12 protein-coding genes and 1 pseudogene are annotated in these 16,254 nt (G+C 72.0%); 6 read left to right on the top strand and 7 right to left on the bottom strand.

Annotation, left to right across the window (positions count from 1 at the left end; translation table 11 throughout):
• The first annotated feature begins 99 nt into the window (after window positions 1-99).
• Window positions 100-1,365 carry an alanine racemase gene (locus QWM81_RS21775; protein WP_290113904.1) on the top strand — a complete coding sequence of 422 codons (1,266 nt, stop codon included), beginning with the start codon at window positions 100-102 and terminating at the stop codon, window positions 1,363-1,365.
• 15 nt (window positions 1,366-1,380) lie between these two features.
• Entirely contained in the window at window positions 1,381-2,979 is a 1,599-nt protein-coding gene (locus QWM81_RS21770; protein WP_290113903.1) for an N-acyl-D-amino-acid deacylase family protein, read from the top strand.
• On the opposite strand, the gene mptB is transcribed toward QWM81_RS21770, so the two are convergent.
• The 3 genes from mptB to QWM81_RS21755 form a co-directional block, all read right to left on the bottom strand.
• Window positions 2,976-4,442: a polyprenol phosphomannose-dependent alpha 1,6 mannosyltransferase MptB gene (gene mptB, locus QWM81_RS21765; protein WP_290113902.1), complete on the bottom strand. Its 1,467-nt coding sequence runs from the start codon at window positions 4,440-4,442 to the stop codon at window positions 2,976-2,978. The two genes, QWM81_RS21770 and mptB, sit on opposite strands and share 4 nt — an antisense overlap.
• A gap of 37 nt (window positions 4,443-4,479) precedes the next feature.
• Complete coding sequence (locus QWM81_RS21760) at window positions 4,480-5,328, bottom strand: S1 family peptidase (RefSeq protein WP_290113900.1); 849 nt, start codon at window positions 5,326-5,328, stop codon at window positions 4,480-4,482.
• A gap of 512 nt (window positions 5,329-5,840) precedes the next feature.
• Complete coding sequence (locus tag QWM81_RS21755) at window positions 5,841-6,623, bottom strand: SDR family NAD(P)-dependent oxidoreductase (RefSeq protein WP_290113899.1); 783 nt, start codon at window positions 6,621-6,623, stop codon at window positions 5,841-5,843.
• Between the two features lie 109 nt (window positions 6,624-6,732).
• Between QWM81_RS21755 and QWM81_RS21750 the strand changes: the two genes are divergently transcribed.
• Both QWM81_RS21750 and QWM81_RS21745 read left to right on the top strand, forming a co-directional pair.
• Entirely contained in the window at window positions 6,733-7,944 is a 1,212-nt protein-coding gene (locus QWM81_RS21750) for a pyridoxal phosphate-dependent aminotransferase (protein ID WP_290113898.1), read from the top strand.
• Window positions 7,945-8,025: 81 nt separating this feature from the next.
• Window positions 8,026-8,436 carry an SCO4983 family protein gene (locus QWM81_RS21745; RefSeq protein WP_290113897.1) on the top strand — a complete coding sequence of 137 codons (411 nt, stop codon included), beginning with the start codon at window positions 8,026-8,028 and terminating at the stop codon, window positions 8,434-8,436.
• A gap of 222 nt (window positions 8,437-8,658) precedes the next feature.
• On the opposite strand, the gene QWM81_RS21740 is transcribed toward QWM81_RS21745, so the two are convergent.
• Complete coding sequence (locus QWM81_RS21740; protein WP_290113896.1) at window positions 8,659-10,485, bottom strand: phosphoenolpyruvate carboxykinase (GTP); 1,827 nt, start codon at window positions 10,483-10,485, stop codon at window positions 8,659-8,661.
• Between the two features lie 208 nt (window positions 10,486-10,693).
• Between QWM81_RS21740 and trhA the strand changes: the two genes are divergently transcribed.
• Together trhA and QWM81_RS21730 are read left to right on the top strand one after the other, a co-directional pair.
• Entirely contained in the window at window positions 10,694-11,371 is a 678-nt protein-coding gene (trhA, locus tag QWM81_RS21735) for a PAQR family membrane homeostasis protein TrhA (protein ID WP_290113894.1), read from the top strand.
• A gap of 75 nt (window positions 11,372-11,446) precedes the next feature.
• Window positions 11,447-12,067, top strand: a complete 621-nt coding sequence (locus tag QWM81_RS21730; RefSeq protein ID WP_290113892.1) for a TetR/AcrR family transcriptional regulator — start codon at window positions 11,447-11,449, stop codon at window positions 12,065-12,067.
• On the opposite strand, the gene QWM81_RS21725 is transcribed toward QWM81_RS21730, so the two are convergent.
• The 3 genes and pseudogenes from QWM81_RS21725 to QWM81_RS21715 form a co-directional block, all read right to left on the bottom strand.
• Window positions 12,045-14,444 carry a galactose oxidase early set domain-containing protein gene (locus QWM81_RS21725; RefSeq protein WP_290113975.1) on the bottom strand — a complete coding sequence of 800 codons (2,400 nt, stop codon included), beginning with the start codon at window positions 14,442-14,444 and terminating at the stop codon, window positions 12,045-12,047. The genes QWM81_RS21730 and QWM81_RS21725 overlap by 23 nt on opposite strands.
• A gap of 50 nt (window positions 14,445-14,494) precedes the next feature.
• On the bottom strand, window positions 14,495-15,745 hold the full coding sequence (locus QWM81_RS21720) for a glycosyltransferase (RefSeq protein ID WP_435372415.1): 1,251 nt from the start codon (window positions 15,743-15,745) through the stop codon (window positions 14,495-14,497).
• Window positions 15,742-16,254 (bottom strand): annotated as a pseudogene (locus tag QWM81_RS21715) (glycosyltransferase); the annotation flags it as partial. The gene QWM81_RS21720 and the pseudogene QWM81_RS21715, both read right to left, overlap by 4 nt.

Raw genomic sequence — 16,254 nt, 5'->3', positions numbered from 1 at the left:
GGATCCATTGACCCGGCGTGCGCCGGATGTTAGACACCAGCGAGCGACATACGCAATGGGTGTTGCGGACAGTGCAACGCCAGGGAAAGGGAGGGCCTGATGGCCGCCGAGCACCTCAGGGACGAGCGCGTCGACCACCGCTTCAAGGGGCTCCCGATGGACGCGGACGGGCTCACGGTCGGCGAGCTGGCCGCCCAGCGCCGCAATCTGTTCACCGGCGGCTTCACCACCCCGGTTCTCGCCCTCTCCGCCGAGCGGGTCGAGCACAACCTGGCCGTCCTGGAGGCGTACTCCGAGCGCCACGGCCTCGCCTTCGCCCCGCACGGCAAGACCTCCATGGCACCGCAGCTCTTCGACCGCCAACTGGCGTACGGGGCGTGGGGCATCACGGCGGCCGTGCCCCACCAGGCCCGGGTCTACCGGGCGTTCGGCATCCGGCGGATCTTCCTCGCGAACGAGGTCGTGGACGCAGCCGCCCTGCGCTGGGTCGCGGCCGAGCTCGCCGCCGATCCCGACTTCCGCTTCATCTGCTACGTGGACTCGGTGCGCGGCGTGGAGCTGATGGACCAGGCGCTGAAGGGCTCCGCCCGCCCCGTCGACGTCGTGGTCGAGCTGGGGGCGGGCGCCGGCGCGCGCACCGGGGCGCGTACGGAAGCCGACTGCGCAGCCGTCGCGGACGCGGTCGCCGCCACGGACACCCTCCGGCTCGTGGGCGTCGCCGGGTACGAGGGTGAGGTGCCGGACGCGACGCCCGGGACCGTACGGGCCTGGCTGCTCCGGCTGACCGGCCTCGCCGTCGCCTTCGACAAGGAGGGCCGTTTCGCGCCGGACCTGGACGAGATCGTCGTCAGCGCGGGCGGCAGCGCCTGGTTCGACACCGTCGCCGAGGTGTTCGCCGAGCTGCCGGCACTGTCCCGGCCGGTGCTGAAGCTGCTGCGCTCGGGCGCGTACGTGTCGCACGACGACGGCCAGTACCGGGACCTGACCCCCTTCAACCGGATTCCCGACGAGGGGCAACTCCAGCCCGCCTTCCGCCTGTGGGCCCAGGTGGTGTCCCGGCCCACGGCGGAGCAGGCGTTCGTCAACGCGGGCAAGCGGGACGCCGCGTACGACCTCCACCTCCCCGAGGCGCAGGTCGTCCGCTCGGCGCGCGACGGGTCCGTCCGGCCCGCCACCGGGATCACGGTGACCCGCCTGTCGGACCAGCACGCCTGGCTGGACACGAGCGACGGGGCGGAGCTGGAGGTGGGCGACTGGGTCGGCATGGGCCTGTCGCACCCGTGCACGTCGTTCGACAAGTGGCAGCTGATCCCGCTGGTGGAGGCGGACGGCACCGTCACCGACTACATCCGTACGTTCTTCTAGGCGCCGCCACCGGCCATGGACCTCGTCATCCGTGACGTACGCGTCATCGATGGCACCGGCGGTGCGTCCTACCGCGCTGACGTCGGCGTCACCGGCGGCCGGATCGCCGCGATACGGAGGAAGGGCGAGCCGTCCCTGCGCGGTGCCCGCGTCCTCGACGCGCACGGGCTGGCCCTGTGCCCCGGCTTCATCGACATGCACGCCCACAGCGACCTCGCACTGCTCCGGGACCCCGACCACAGTGCCAAGGCCGCACAGGGCGTCACCCTCGAAGTGCTGGGCCAGGACGGCCTGTCGTACGCGCCGGCCGACGACCGCACCCTTGACGAGGTCCGCACGGCCATCGCCGGCTGGAACGGCGACGGCTCCGACGTCCACGCCGACTGGCGCACGGTCGGCGGATACCTGGACCGCCTGGACCGTCAGGGCATCGCGGTCAACGCCGCGTACCTCATCCCGCAGGGCACGGTCCGCGCGTACGCCATGGGCTGGGACGACCGCCCGCCGACCGGCGCCGAGCTGACCCGGATGACGCAGCTGGTGGCGGACGGCCTGGAGCAGGGCGCGGTCGGCATGTCGTCCGGCCTCACCTACACGCCCGGCAGGTACGCGGGCGACGCCGAACTGACCGAGCTGTGCCGGGTCGTGGCGGCGTACGGCGGCTACTACTGCCCCCATCACCGCAGTTACGGCGCGGGCGCGCTCCGGGCGTACGAGGAGATGGTCGCCCTCACCCGGCGGGCGGGCTGCGCGCTGCACCTGGCCCACGCCACCATGAACTTCGGCGTCAACAGGGGCAGGGCGCCCGAGCTGCTGGCACTGCTGGACACGGCGCTCGACGCGGGCGCGGACATCACGCTCGACACCTACCCGTACACCCCCGGCTGCACGACACTCCTCGCGCTACTGCCGAGCTGGGCGAGCGAGGGCGGGCCGGACGCGGTCCTGGCCCGGCTCGGCGACGACGCCACGGCGGAGAGGATCCGCCACCACCTGGAGGTGATCGGCTCGGACGGCTGTCACGGCGTACCCGTCGCGTGGGACACCATCGAGATCTCGGGCGTCCGCGATCCACGTCTGGCGGGCTGCGTCGGAAGGACGGTCCGGCAGTCGGCGGACGCGCGCGGCGAGGCCCCGTGGGTGACCGCCCGGCGGCTGCTGATCGACGACCGGCTCGGCACGACGATCCTCCAGCACGTGGGCCACGAGGAGAACGTCCGGGCGACCATGCGCCACCGGGTGCACACGGGCGGCTCGGACGGCATCCTCCAGGGCGCGAAGCCGCACCCGCGCGCCTACGGCACGTTCCCGCACTACCTGGGGCGGTACGCGCGTGAGCTGGGCGTCCTGTCACTGGAGGAGATGGTCGCGCACCTCACCTCCCGCCCGGCCGCCCGCCTGCGCCTGCCCGACCGGGGCCTGGTCCGCGAGGGCTACCGCGCCGACCTGGTCCTCTTCGACCCGGACACGGTCGCGGCGGGCGCCACCTTCGACGCCCCGCGCACACTCCCCGCCGGCATCCCGTACGTCCTGATCGACGGCCGCTTCGTGATCGAGGACGGCCGGCGCACGGACGTCCTGGCGGGGCGGGCGATCCGCCGTACGGCCCTCTAGGTACGGGTCCGGGACGGGTCCCGCTCCGCCCGGCGCGGGCCCGGCACACGGGTCCCGTCCGGCGGGCCGGTGTCCCGGCGTACGAGCACCGCCCCGACGACGCACGCGACGCCCGCCAGGGCGAAGCCGTACGCCGGGGTGTGGCCGGAGGGAGCCGTCTCGTACACCAGAGCCGCCGACAGCACCGCCAGGACGCGGCCGGTGCGGGCGCCCGGGGCGGTGGCGGCGATGACCGTCATGCCCCACAGCAGGTACCAGGGCTGGACCATCGGCGAGAGCGCCACCAGGACGAGCAGGGCGAGGCCGAGGGCGTGTACGGGGTCCAGGCGGTTTTGTGCGGCGCGCCACGCCAGGCAGGCGATGACGGTCAGCGCGGCCACCAGCCCCAGGCTCTGGACGGCGGCCTTGACGGGCTCCGGGTCCGTGCCGAGGAACAGCCGCAGCGCCTCGCCCAGAGCCAGGCCGAGGTCGCTGGTGGCCGACAGCGCGGTGTGGATGGACCCGGCGACGCTCTGGGTGCGCAGCCAGCCGAAGCCGGTGCCGGCGAGCAGCGTCGCGCCGGCGGCGACCGCCCCGGCGACCAGGCCGGGCCCCAGCAGGCCCGTGGCGACGCGGCGCGGGAGCCCTCGCCGGCCGGTCGCCGCCCGGGCGGCCATCACGCCGATGAACGGCAGCGCCAGGGCGGCGGGTGACTTGACCATCATGGCGAGGCCCACCAGCGCGGCTCCCGCGATCCACCGGCCGCGCAGGGCGAGCACCCCGCCCGCCAGCATGAGGGCGATCATCAGCCCGTCGTTGTGCATGCCGCCGACCACGTGCGTGAGCAGCAGCGGATTGAGCGCACCCAGCCACAGAGCACCGCCCTCGCCGGTGCCGCAGGAGCGCGCGAGGCGGCGCAGCGCCCAGACGATGAGAACGAGCGCGGCCACGGCGACCAGCCGCATCCCGAGGACGGCGGGCACGATCGTCCCGCCGGTCGCCCAGGTGACGGCCCGGGCGAGGACCAGGAAGACCGGCCCATACGGGGCGGGCGTGTCCGTCCAGTGCCCGCCGACGCTCGCGGCGGCGTCCCCGCCGAGGCCGTCCGGGTCGAGCACGGACGGCCCGGCGCGGTAGACGTCATGCCCTTCGAGGACCATCGCGCCCTGAGCGATGTAGCTGTACACGTCGGCGCTGTAGAGGGGCGGGGCGAGGAGCAGCGGGGCGGCCCACCAGCCGAGCGTCACCAGGGTCTCGCGCACGGACGCCGCCGTGCGCCCGTACCCCCACCAGGCGACGACCAGGAGCGTCAGCCCGGCGTACGCGAGGACGGCGGCCGCGGCCGTGACGGCCGCCTCGTGGGGGACCCAGATCCCCCACGGGTCACGGGCCGGGAGCGTCCCGGCGGCCCAGCCGCCGGCGGCGGCCGCGGCCGACCCGGCCGCCCCCAGCCGGCGGTACCCGGCAGCGCTCATTGCCCACATGACCCGCCAACCTATCGGGCGGGCCGTGCGCGCTCGGCTAGGGCTTGGGCAGCGTGCAGCCCGGCCGGCCGAGGTCGATCTTGTTGCCGGTGCCGACGCAGGCGACGATCGCGTACGTCTGCTGGGCGTAGTTGATGCCCTGCCGCACCGTCACGGTGCCGTTCTCGTCCACCTCGCACGGGTTGTTCATCGTGCAGCGCTGCCCGTCCTCGTTGCCGGTGTTGTTGACGGCGACGACCTTGCCGGTGGCGGTGTCCACGACGGGCGAGCCGGAGGTGCCGCCGATGGTGTCGCAGGCGGCGGTGTAGCGGACGGAGTCCTTCATGGTCCAGCCGGCTTCCTTCAGGCGGTAGGCGAAGCCGTCGATGGAGCAGCTGTAGATCCGCTTCCAGTAGCCGGAGACCACCTTGATGGCGGTGCCCTGCGCGGGCCGGGAAGCGTTCAGTTCCAGCGCGTTGATGCCGTACCGGCTCTGTATCTGGGCGTAGGTGCTGGTCAGCTCGTAGAGGGAGACGTCGGTGTCGGTCATGGTCGCGTACGCGATCTTGGCTGCGCGCAGGGTGGCGACCTTGGAACCGGCGGAGTTGAGGAGGCTGAAGGTGCGGGTGGAGGGCTTGTCGACGACGACGGTGCCGGGACCGGGCATGCCGCTCTCCAGACAGTGGCCGTTCGACAGCACGAGCGCGGGATCGGTGGGCTGCGAGCCGGGCACGCGGACGACGGAACCGGAGCAGTTGCTGAGAGCGACGGTGCCGGCGAAGTCGACGGCCTTGGTGGTGGGAGCCGGAGCCGGGGCTGGGGCCGGTGCCGGGGCTGCGGTGGCGCTTGTGGCACCGGCTCCGAGGAGCGCGAGTGCGAGCAGCGCGCCGGCGAGAGGCTTTCGCATGTGGGGGGTCCCCTCTGGCGATGACTTTTGTCATGCGCATTCTGAGGGGTGGGGCGGGTGCGGGAGGAGAGCGTTTCCGGCCGTGCGCCCGGGTGCGGCCCCTGCCGGTGGGTGGGGGCGTGGCCCTCCGGGCTCACCTCCTCGAGGCCGGCGGCCTTGGGTTTGTCCAATGGGAAGCCCTCCCGTGGCCGCCAACCTCTGCGGGGGCGACCCTGCACGGCCACACCCCGGTCGTACGCCGTCTGCGGGCCGGATGTCCGGGCCAGGGCGCGTGCGGATGCTCGTGTTGCGCCGGGTGCGGGCCTTTCGGCCACGGCGCGGAGGGGCCGTGCAGGGTCGCCCCGCTGGGGGCGCCCCCACGCCTCCCGGGCGTAGGGGGACCGATTGGCGGCGAGAAACGGCCACGAGACCGGCTCGCGCCCCGCCGACCGCGAGGAGATGAGCCCGGAGGGGCCCCGACCCTGGCCCACCGGCAGCAACCACCCCGGCCGCGCCCACGGCGGGCCGTCTGCCTATGCGGGGTCCGCGAGGACCTGCGCGAAGCCCGTGTTCACCGCCAGGAGGCCGCCGTCGACGCGGAGGGTGGTGCCGGTGATCCAGGAGGCGTCCCGGGAGGCCAGGAAGGCCACCGCCGCCGCGATGTCCTCCGGCTCACCCACTCGGCCCAGCGGGTAGACCCGGTCGGCCAGGGCCTCCAGCTCGCGCTCGCGGCCCTCCCAGGCGCGGGTGCGGATCGTTCCGGGGTTGACCTGGTTGACGCGGACGCCGCGCGGGGCGGCGTCGGCCGCCAGGGTGCGGGTGAGCGAGGCGAGCCCGGCTTTGGCAGCGCTGTACGCGTGGCCGCCGAAGGCCTGCTCGGCGTTGACCGACCCGATGTTCACGATCGCGCCGCGCCCCGACGCCGCCAGGTGCGGCAGGGCGGCCCGCGCACACCGGAGCGCGCCGACCAGTGTGACGTCCAGGGACCGCTGCCAGGTCTGGTCGGCCTCGTCCTCCAAGCGTGGGGCGTCGGGGGTGCGGGCGAGGGCGTTGTTGACGAGGACGTCCAGCCGGCCGAAGGTCTCCACGGCGTACGCCACCGCCGCCTCGACGGCCGCCCGGTCGGCCACGTCGCATCCGTACGCCGCCGCCTCCGGGATGGTGCCGGCCACCTCGTGCGCGAGGTCTTCGTCGATGTCGGCGACCAGCACCCGGGCGCCCTCGGCCGCGAGCCGGCGGGCGGTCGCCTCGCCGATCCCGCGTGCCGCGCCGGTGATCAGTACGCCGTACCCGTCGAAACGTCCCGGATTGCCCATCCGGCGATGATCCCGCGCGGTTGCTGGGCGATCAAGGGCGCCCTTCGCCGCGGGCGAAGTGGCACAAAACACGAGGCGCCCGGCGTGAGGCCGCCGTAAGCTCGCGAGCATGCAGGTGATCCAGTCCACGAAGCTCGCCAACGTCTGTTACGAAATCCGGGGCCCGGTGCTCGAGGAGGCGATGCGGCTGGAGGCTGCGGGTCACCGGATCCTCAAGCTCAACACCGGCAACCCCGCCGCCTTCGGCTTCGAGTGCCCGCCCGCGATCCTGGAGGACGTCCTCCGCAACCTGGGCGAGTCGCACGGGTACGGGGACGCCAAGGGCCTGCTGTCGGCGCGGCGCGCGGTGATGAGCCACTACGAGACCAAGGGCATTCCGCTCTCGGTCGAGGACATCTACCTGGGCAACGGCGTCTCGGAGCTGATCCAGATGTCGATGCAGGCCCTGCTCGACGACGGCGACGAGGTGCTCGTGCCGGCGCCGGACTATCCGCTGTGGACGGCGTCCGTGTCCCTCGCCGGCGGTACGGCGGTGCACTACCGCTGCGACGAGCAGGCCGACTGGATGCCGGACCTCGCCGACATCGAGCGCAAGGTCACCGACCGCACCAAGGCCATCGTCATCATCAACCCGAACAATCCGACGGGTGCGGTCTACGACGACGAGATGCTGCGCGGGCTGACCGAGATCGCCCGCCGCCACAACCTGGTGGTCTGCTCGGACGAGATCTACGACAAGATCCTCTACGACGGGGTCACGCACACCCCGACCGCCGCGATCGCCCCCGACCTGCTGGTGCTGACCTTCAACGGCATGTCGAAGAACTACCGGGTGGCCGGCTACCGCAGCGGCTGGCTGGCGGTGTGCGGGCCGAAGGCGCACGCGACCTCGTACATCGAGGGGCTGACGATCCTCGCCAATATGCGGCTGTGCGCCAATATGCCGGCACAGCACGCCATCGCCGCCGCGCTCCAGGGCCGGCAGTCGATCGAGGCGCTGGTGCGGCCGGGCGGGCGGCTGCTGGAGCAGCGGGACGCGGCGTACGACCTGCTGGTGCGGATTCCGGGTGTGACCTGTGTGAAGCCCAAGGGCGCGCTGTATCTGTTCCCGCGGCTCGACCCGGACGTCTACAAGATCAAGGACGACCGGCAGATGGTCCTGGACCTGCTGCGGGCCGAGAAGATCATGGTGGTGCACGGTACCGGCTTCAACTGGCACGAGCCGGACCACTTCCGGATCGTCACCCTGCCCAACACGACGGATCTGGTGGACGCGGTGACGCGGATCGGGAACTTCCTCGACGGCTACAGCCAGCACTGATCCCCCCACTTGGGGCCAGCTCAACTTTAGACAGAATCTAAGCTAGGATGGTCTCCTGTCCCAGAGCAGGAGGCCGTCCCCATGTATGAACCGATCCGCACCAAGTCGGTCCACCGGATGGCCGACGACGCCCAGGGCCAGTTCCCGCACCGCTCCCGCGAGGAGGAGCTGGACATCCAGCTCGCCGGGCACCTCGCCGCACTGCTGGCCGTCACCGACGAACTCGGCGACGACGCCGCCGCCGAGCGCATCGCCCAGCAGGTGGCCCGGCTGCGCGGCGCCCCGCCCGCCCGGCACGCCGGCCTGAGCGGCGCCGACCCGGCGGACCTGCACCGCCGTGCCCACGCCCTCGCGGGCCGCGCCCTGGTCGTCGCCGCCTCCCGTGCCGACACGGCCGCCGCGATCCTCGCCGCCGAGCGGATGGACGCGCACACCGCCGCCCTCGACGCACCGCGTCACGACGAACCGCGCCGCCCGGTCGGCGCCCTCTGACGGCCCCGGTCCACGGGCCGGGAAGGCGCGTGGACCGGGTGCCAACCACCCGCGCGCGAGGGGCACGGGGCGCAGCGCCTCGTGGGCCGGTATGCGTACGAAATGGGGTCGGCCCCCGGAGCTGAAGGAAGCTCCGGGGGCCGTGTGCACGCGACGGGTCAGGGATGACCCCACAGGTCAGGGCGGTTGTCGGCTGACCCGCCACGAGGTCTCAGCGGGGCATCAGCCCAGGCGCTCGACCAGCGCGCGGTACTCGTCCCACAGCTCCTTCGGCGTGTGGTCGCCGAAGGTGTTGAGGTGCTCGGGGATGAGCGCGGCCTCCTCGCGCCACACCTCGGCGTCGACCTTCAGCAGGAAGTCGAGGTCCTCCTCCGGCAGGTCGAGGCCGTCGGTGTCGAGGGCCTCGCGCGTCGGCAGGATGCCGATCGGCGTCTCGACGCCCTCGGCCTTGCCCTCCAGGCGCTCGACGATCCACTTCAGTACGCGGCTGTTCTCGCCGAAGCCGGGCCAGACGAACGTGCCCGTGTCGTTCTTGCGGAACCAGTTGACGTAGTAGATCTTCGGCAGCTTGGACTGGTCGGTGGCGTTCTTGCCGACCTTGATCCAGTGCGCCATGTAGTCGCCCATGTTGTAGCCGCAGAACGGCAGCATGGCGAACGGGTCGCGGCGCAGCTCGCCGACCTTGCCCTCGGCGGCGGCGGTCTTCTCGGACGCCACGTTGGCGCCGAGGAACACGCCGTGCTGCCAGTCGAAGGACTCGGTGACCAGCGGGACGGCGGTGGCGCGGCGGCCGCCGAAGAGGATGGCCGAGATCGGCACGCCCTTGGGGTCCTCCCACTCGGGCGCGATGATCGGGCACTGGGAGGCGGGCACGGTGAAGCGGGCGTTGGGGTGGGCGGCCGGCGTCCCGGAGTCCGGCGTCCAGTCGTTGCCCTTCCAGTCGATGAGGTGCCCCGGCGCCTCCTCGGTCATGCCCTCCCACCACACGTCGTTGTCGTCGGTGAGGGCGACGTTGGTGAAGACCGCGTTGCCCCACAGGGTCTTCATGGCGTTGGCGTTGGTGTGCTCGCCGGTGCCGGGCGCGACGCCGAAGAAGCCGGCCTCGGGGTTGATCGCGTACAGCCGCCCGTCCTCGCCGAACCGCATCCACGCGATGTCGTCGCCGACCGTCTCGACCGTCCAGCCGGAGATCGTGGGCTCCAGCATGGCGAGGTTGGTCTTGCCGCAGGCGGACGGGAATGCGGCGGCGACGTACTTCGGCTCGCCCTGCGGCGGGGTGAGCTTGAGGATCAGCATGTGCTCGGCGAGCCAGCCCTCGTCACGGGCCATGACGGACGCGATGCGCAGGGCGTAGCACTTCTTGCCGAGGAGGGCGTTGCCGCCGTAGCCGGAGCCGTACGACCAGATCTCGCGCGACTCGGGGAAGTGGGAGATGTACTTGGTGGAGTTGCAGGGCCAGGGGACGTCCTCCTGGCCTTCCTCCAGCGGGGCGCCGAGGGTGTGGACGGCCTTGACGAAGAAGCCGTCGTCGCCGAGCTCGTCGAGGACGGCCTGTCCCATGCGGGTCATGGTGCGCATGGAGACGGCGACGTACGCGGAGTCGGTGATCTCGACGCCGATGGCGGAGAGCGGCGAGCCGAGCGGGCCCATGCAGAAGGGCACGACGTACATCGTGCGGCCCTTCATGGAGCCGCGGAAGATGCCCTGGTCACCGGTGAAGATCTCCCGCATCTCGGCGGGGGCCTTCCAGTGGTTGGTCGGGCCCGCGTCCTCCTCCTTCTCGGAGCAGATGAAGGTGCGGTCCTCGACGCGCGCCACGTCGGAGGGGTCCGACGCGGCGTAGTACGAGTTCGGGCGCTTGACCGGGTCCAGTTTGCGGAAGGTGCCCTTGGCGACGAGCTCCTCGCACAGACGCTCGTACTCGGCTTCGGAACCGTCACACCAGACGACGTTGTCCGGCTGCGTGATTGCTGCGATCTCGTCGACCCAGGAGATGAGTTCCTGGTGGTTGGTCGGGACGGTGCTGGGAGCCGCATTACCGCGCGCCACGATTGCTCCTTGTTGGGGGTTTTGGGTTGTCTGCCCCGTGGGGGCTGCGACCCGGATGCTTCACTGCGTGGATCTCTTGGCGCTCATCCGGTGCCGACCGCACTCATCTGATCATCCGTGTCCAGTGCCCATATGTCCAGGGGACCTCTCACGTGAGCATTGCCACTCCCGTCCGCCGCATGCGGGGGCGTCGGTAGCATTCCTTGCCATGACCGCAGCCGAATCCGAAGTGACCGAAATAGATCCCCCACCGGTGAAGCCGAGGCTGCGCGGCTGGCTGCACGCCGGCATGTTCCCCGCCGTCCTGATCGCGGGCGTCGTCCTCACGGCACTCGCCGACTCCCCGCGCGCCCGGATCGCCTGTGGTGTGTACGCCCTGACCGCCTGCCTGCTCTTCGGCGTGAGCGCCCTCTACCACCGGGGAAACTGGGGGCCGCGCGCGACTGCCGTACTGCGCCGGCTGGATCACGCCAATATCTTCCTGATCATCGCGGGCACCTATACCCCGCTCACGCTGTTGCTGCTCCCCCCGTCCACCGGGCGGGTGCTCTTGTGGGCGGTCTGGGCCGCCGCGGTGGCGGGAATCGCCTTCCGGGTGTTCTGGGTCGGCGCACCGCGCTGGCTGTACACCCCCTGCTACATCGCGATGGGCTGGGCGGCCGTCTTCTTCCTGCCGGACTTCCTGCGCGCGGGCGGCACCGCCGTGCTCGTCTGTGTGGTCGCCGGCGGCCTGCTCTACAGCGCGGGGGGCGTGGTCTACGGGCTCAAGCGCCCGAACCCCTCGCCGCGCTGGTTCGGCTTCCACGAGGTGTTCCACTCCCTCACGCTGGCGGCCTTCGTCATCCACTACGTCGGCATCTCCCTGGTGGCCTACCGGCACGCCTGACGCCCGCTCCCCGTCGCAGGACGGCCGTGGCGCCCGCTCGCCACGGCCGTCTCCCGTATCCCTGGGTGACCGACAATGAGCCCCATGGCCGACTCCCCCGCCGACACGCATCCCCCCATGGGGCTGCGCGAGCGCAAGAAGCTCAAGACGCGCGTCGCGATCCGCCGGGCCGCCCACCTGCTGATCGCCGAGCGCGGGTACGAGGCGACCACCGTCGAACAGATCGCGGAGGCGGCCGAGGTGTCGCCCAGCACCGTCTTCCGCTACTTCCCCACCAAGGAGGACATCGTCCTCACCGACGAGTCCGACCTGTTCACGGAGTCGGTACTGCGCTCCCGGCCCCCCGGTGAGGAGCCGCTGGAGTCGCTGCGTTTCCTGATGACCCGGGCCGTCGCCGCCCTGCTGGAACACGAGCCCGAGGTGATGCGGCAGCGCGCCCGGCTGCTGGTGGAGGTCCCTGCCGTACGGGCCCGGATGACCGAGACCATGGCCGAGACCTCCCAGCTGCTGTCGCGCGTCCTCGCCGACCGCACCGGCCGGGCGGCGGACGACCTGGAGATACGGGTCCTCACCGCCGCCGTGATGGGCGCCCTGCGCGAGGCGACGCTCTACTGGGCCGAGCGCGACCAGAAGGACGACCTGGTCGCGCTCGTCCACCGCGCGCTCGACACGCTCAAGGGCGGGCCTTGCCCGTAGCGCGCGCCGGGATGTCCCCCTTTCCGCAGGCCAGGCCGTCCCGGTTCGGGTCGAGCCGCAGTGGGTCGTCCTTGCCGTTGACCTTCAGGCGGCCGTAGTCGTGGGCCGCCAGCCAGTCGCAGCGGGCCTTTGTCGTCGCCTTCACGGCCGGCGGGAACGCCGTGGGTACGCAGACCCCGGCCGTGCCGTAGTGCCGGTCGCAGCCCGCGACACCCGGGCTGACCGGCGCCGAGTCCCGCTTCGGCTGCGCCTTCCTCGGCTCCTCGGCGAGCGAGCCGGCGAAGTCGTGGACGTGCGCCGACTTCTCCGCCTCCGCCGCCATCGCGGCCGGTCCGCCCAGATGCACCCACTGGGCGATGGACGGGATGCCGTTGGCGTCGACCGCGAAGAGCATGTACCAGCCGGGCGGGGCGAGGTTCGGGTTGCCGGTGACGTTCAGGTCGACCGTCGTGTCGTCGATGACGCTCAGGGGCAGGTCCACGAACCGCTGGTTGGGGTCGGAGGAGTGGGTGACGGCGGCCGGGCGGATCAGCTCCGCCTTGGCGATCGGCCGGTCCACCGTGATCCGCTGGGTGTCACCGTAGTTCCAGCGGCCGTCGATCACGGAGGTGATCTGCGGGCGCGGGCCCTTCAGCAGGTACGGCGGGGTGTAGATCGACACGTCGTGGTTGTACGACCCGTTGCCCGGGTTGTCGCCGACGGCCATCACCCGGCCGTCGGGCAGCAGGAACGCCGACGAGTGGTAGCCGCGCGGGACGGGGTCGGCGGCCATGCCCGCCTGGTACGTGTCGGTGGCCGGGTCGAAGATCGACGCCTCGAACACCGGGTCGGCCCGGTCGTGCAGCGCGCCGCCGGTCTCCAGGACCTTGCCGTCCGGCAGCAGCACCGCCGATACGTACATCTTTCCCTCGTCGCCGGTCTGCGGGCGCTTGACGCCGCCCTGGTCGACCAGGCCCTGCGGGATGGGCGGGCCCGCCACGTACTGGGGGCTGGGCTGCTTGAGGTCGATGATGTCGGTGAGGCGGCCGGCGGGCGGGTTCTTCTCGTTGTTGCCGCCGCCGATGGTCAGGACGCGCTGGTCCTGGGCCGGGGGCAGCAGCACGCTCGCCGACTGGTCGCGCTCGTCCTTGTTCCGCAGGCCGGGCACGTCGGTGATGGTGTTCGCCGCGTAGTCGTAGATCGAGGCGCCGGTGCCGGGGGTGCCGTTGCCGAAGGTGTGGCTGCCGGTGTAGAAGAGCCGCCCGTCCTGCATGAGGATCATGGACGGGTACAGGCCCCAGAACGACCAGGTCTGCTTGACCTCGTTGATCGGCAGCCACTTGTTCTGCGCGGCCGAGAACTTCTCCGCCGTGACATTGCCGGTCGAGTCCTGCTTCAGCCCGCCGAAGGAGATCACGTCACCGTTGCCGAGGATCGTCGCCGAGGGGTACCAGTGACCGTCGTGCATGTCGTTGGTCCTGGTGTACGTCTCGGTGGTGGGGTCGAAGATGTACGAGTCCTTCAGGCCCTGGTAGCCGAGCTTGCCATCGGCGGACGGATAGCCCTTGTTGCCGCTCATCACCAGCACCCGGCCGTCGGACAGCTGCACATGGCCGGCGCAGAACATGTCGACGGGGGTGGGGATCGTCGTGAAGGTGCCGTTGGCCGGGTCGTACACGGCGGAGGTGAAGGTCCCCGCCGCGAACATGTTCGGGTCGTTGCCGGAGCCGGCGATGAGCAGCACCTTGCCGTTGTGGAGCACGACCGAGTGCATGGAGCGGACCGGGTTCTTGGTGGGCAGCACCTGCCACGTGCCCTTGGCGCACTCCTCCGCCGTGCCGGTGCACAGCGGGTCGGGCGCGGGCGGGGCGACCTCCTCCATCACGTAGTCGTCGGTGGTCACGCTGCCCGTGCCGAAGACGGAGACGCCCCAGGCGATCCGGTCCGTGCCCGGCGGCACGACCGGCGTGCGGACCTCGGCGCGGGTGTAGGCGCCGGTCATCGGGAGGGTCTTGAGGTCGGTCCAGTACTGCCAGCCGGCGGTGGTGTCACGCCGGAACAGCGTGATCGCCGTGTCGGGGGTCGTCGACTTGTACCAGAGGGACAGGTCGTACTGCCGGTCGGCGACGACGGTCGGCGCGCAGGCGTCCGACTCGGTGATCAGGGCCTTGCGGTCGCCGCTGACCCGCCGGGTCAGCTCCACCTTCATGGCGCTGGTGCCGGTGTGGGCGTCGGTGGTGGTTGTGTAGGTGACGTCGTTGTCGCCCCAGCCCGACTTGGACCAGCACGACGGCATGCTGGTGTGGTCCGTTCCGGCGGTCTCGAAACCGGGGTTCTTGATGAGGTTGATCCCGGCGGCGGCCGGCGGCTGGGCGGCCAGGAGCAGGCCGGAGGTCATGGCGCCGATGGCCAGCAGCGCGGCGGTACGTCGTCTGCGTCCGGACGGTTTCACGGAAGGTCCCTTCCTGTGCGGGGCGGGCGTGCTGCGCGTGGACCGCGTGCTGCGCGGGGCAGGCGTCCTGTGCGGAGCGGGCGTGGACCGCGTGCTGCGCGAGGCAGGTAGACCAGCGCTTCGGTCCCGGCGAAGCGCAGGACGAAGGTGGTCAGCAGAGCGAGGGCGGTCGCGGGCAGCACCGCCAGGTGGAGCTGCCCGACGAACAGGGCGATCAGCGGGATACGGAGGACGAGGTCGGCGTTGGCGAGGAGCGCGAAGCGCCCCACCCGGTCGGCCCAGTGCCGGTGGTGGCGGCGGTCGCGGAACAGCAGCACCTCGATGAGGAGGAAGTTCCACGCGACCCCGAGCTGGTTGGCGAGGACTTCGGCGGGCAGGTAGTGCAGCCCCGCACCGGTGAGGACGTACAGGGCGGCCAGGTTCGGTACGAAGCCGGTCAGGCCGATCAGCCCGAACACGACCATCCGGGCGAGCGGGGACGCCGTGCGCAGCTCGACCAGGTGGCGGAGGAACCGCAGCCCTTCCCGCGCCGTCGACTTGGACTGCCCGGCGAACCGGTCCTGGAAGACGAACGGCACCTCGGCGACCCGGCGGGGGCGGCAGCGCACGGCCAGTTCCAGCAGGATCTTGTAGCCCAGCGGCTTGAGGGTGTCGCTGGTGACGGCCGCGCGCCGCACGGCGAAGAACCCGCTCATCGGGTCGCTGATACCGCGCAGGGCGCGCGGGAAGAGCGCTTTGGCGAGCCCGGTCGCGCCGCGCGAGACGGCGACGCGGTAGCCGCCGGCGAGTCCGGCGCGGCTGCCGCCGGGCAGGTACCGGCTGGCGACGACGAGGTCGGCGTCGTGCGTGTCGCCGATGGCGACGAGGTCGGGGACGAGGGCGGGCGGGTGCTGGAGGTCGGCGTCCATGACGACGACCCAGTCCGCGGTGGCGGCCGCGATGCCCTCGACGACAGCGCCGCCGAGGCCGCCGGCGGGCGTCTCGCGGTGGATCACCGAGACGGGGAAGGGGCAGTCCCGCGCGGCGTCGGTGATCACGGCGGGGGTGTCGTCGGTGGAGTCGTCCACGAAGACGATTTCGCACGGGATACGGGCGGGTACCGACTCGGCGATGCGCCGCAGTAACTCCCGTACGTTCGCGGACTCGTTGTAGGTCGGGATGACGACGGTGACGGCGCCCGGCTCGGCCACGTCCTCCGGGTCGATGCCGGGAAGGACGTGTTCGGCACCGGTGGGCTGGATGGTCAAGAGGCCTCCGCTCCGGTGGTCCGGGCTCCGGTGATCTTCCGGATCTCGATCCGTTCCTCGCCCTCGCCGAAGGTGGCGACCGGCGTCGAGTGCTCCAGCGCCCCCTTGACGGTGGGCAGGTCGCGCGCGTCGCGCCGTACGGTCGGGGAGGCGACGACGTAGTCCAGGTCCCGCCAGCCGCGCGGCAGGGTCTTGGCCACCGCCGGGTCGAGGTCGGCCTTGTAGAACCAGATGGCGCCGAGCCCGGGTTCGTACCCGGAGTGGACCAGGTCCAGCCAGAGCGCGTCGTCGACCAGCACGCGCGCGTCGGCCGGGTCGGCGATCTCCCGGCCGAGCCAGGAAGCGGCGGCCCGGTAGGGGGCGTTGGCGTCGGCGGTCATGGCGGTGCGATCGCCCTCGTACCAGCGCGGGACGACATACGCGAGGGCGCTGGCCGCCAGCAGGACGGCGACGGCCCGGCGGGCGGCGGTGACGAGCGCGGCCGCCACGGCCCATGGCCCGCGACGGGC

The sequence above is a fragment of the Streptomyces ficellus genome, assembly GCF_030406405.1.
In the GTDB taxonomy this organism is placed as follows: Bacteria; Actinomycetota; Actinomycetes; order Streptomycetales; family Streptomycetaceae; genus Streptomyces; species Streptomyces ficellus_B.
This window is presented reverse-complemented; position numbering and strand designations above follow the sequence as displayed.

Excerpts from the sequence above, each read along its gene's own strand:
- QWM81_RS21770 (WP_290113903.1), top strand. The coding sequence starts at position 1,381 with ATGGACCTCGTCATCCGTGACGTACGCGTCATCGATGGCACCGGCGGT.
- QWM81_RS21760 (WP_290113900.1), bottom strand. The coding sequence starts at position 5,328 with ATGCGAAAGCCTCTCGCCGGCGCGCTGCTCGCACTCGCGCTCCTCGGA.
- QWM81_RS21725 (WP_290113975.1), bottom strand. The coding sequence starts at position 14,444 with ATGACCTCCGGCCTGCTCCTGGCCGCCCAGCCGCCGGCCGCCGCCGGG.
- QWM81_RS21750 (WP_290113898.1), top strand. The coding sequence starts at position 6,733 with ATGCAGGTGATCCAGTCCACGAAGCTCGCCAACGTCTGTTACGAAATC.
- QWM81_RS21775 (WP_290113904.1), top strand. The coding sequence starts at position 100 with ATGGCCGCCGAGCACCTCAGGGACGAGCGCGTCGACCACCGCTTCAAG.
- trhA (WP_290113894.1), top strand. The coding sequence starts at position 10,694 with ATGACCGCAGCCGAATCCGAAGTGACCGAAATAGATCCCCCACCGGTG.
- QWM81_RS21745 (WP_290113897.1), top strand. The coding sequence starts at position 8,026 with ATGTATGAACCGATCCGCACCAAGTCGGTCCACCGGATGGCCGACGAC.
- QWM81_RS21730 (WP_290113892.1), top strand. The coding sequence starts at position 11,447 with ATGAGCCCCATGGCCGACTCCCCCGCCGACACGCATCCCCCCATGGGG.
- mptB (WP_290113902.1), bottom strand. The coding sequence starts at position 4,442 with ATGTGGGCAATGAGCGCTGCCGGGTACCGCCGGCTGGGGGCGGCCGGG.
- QWM81_RS21755 (WP_290113899.1), bottom strand. The coding sequence starts at position 6,623 with ATGGGCAATCCGGGACGTTTCGACGGGTACGGCGTACTGATCACCGGC.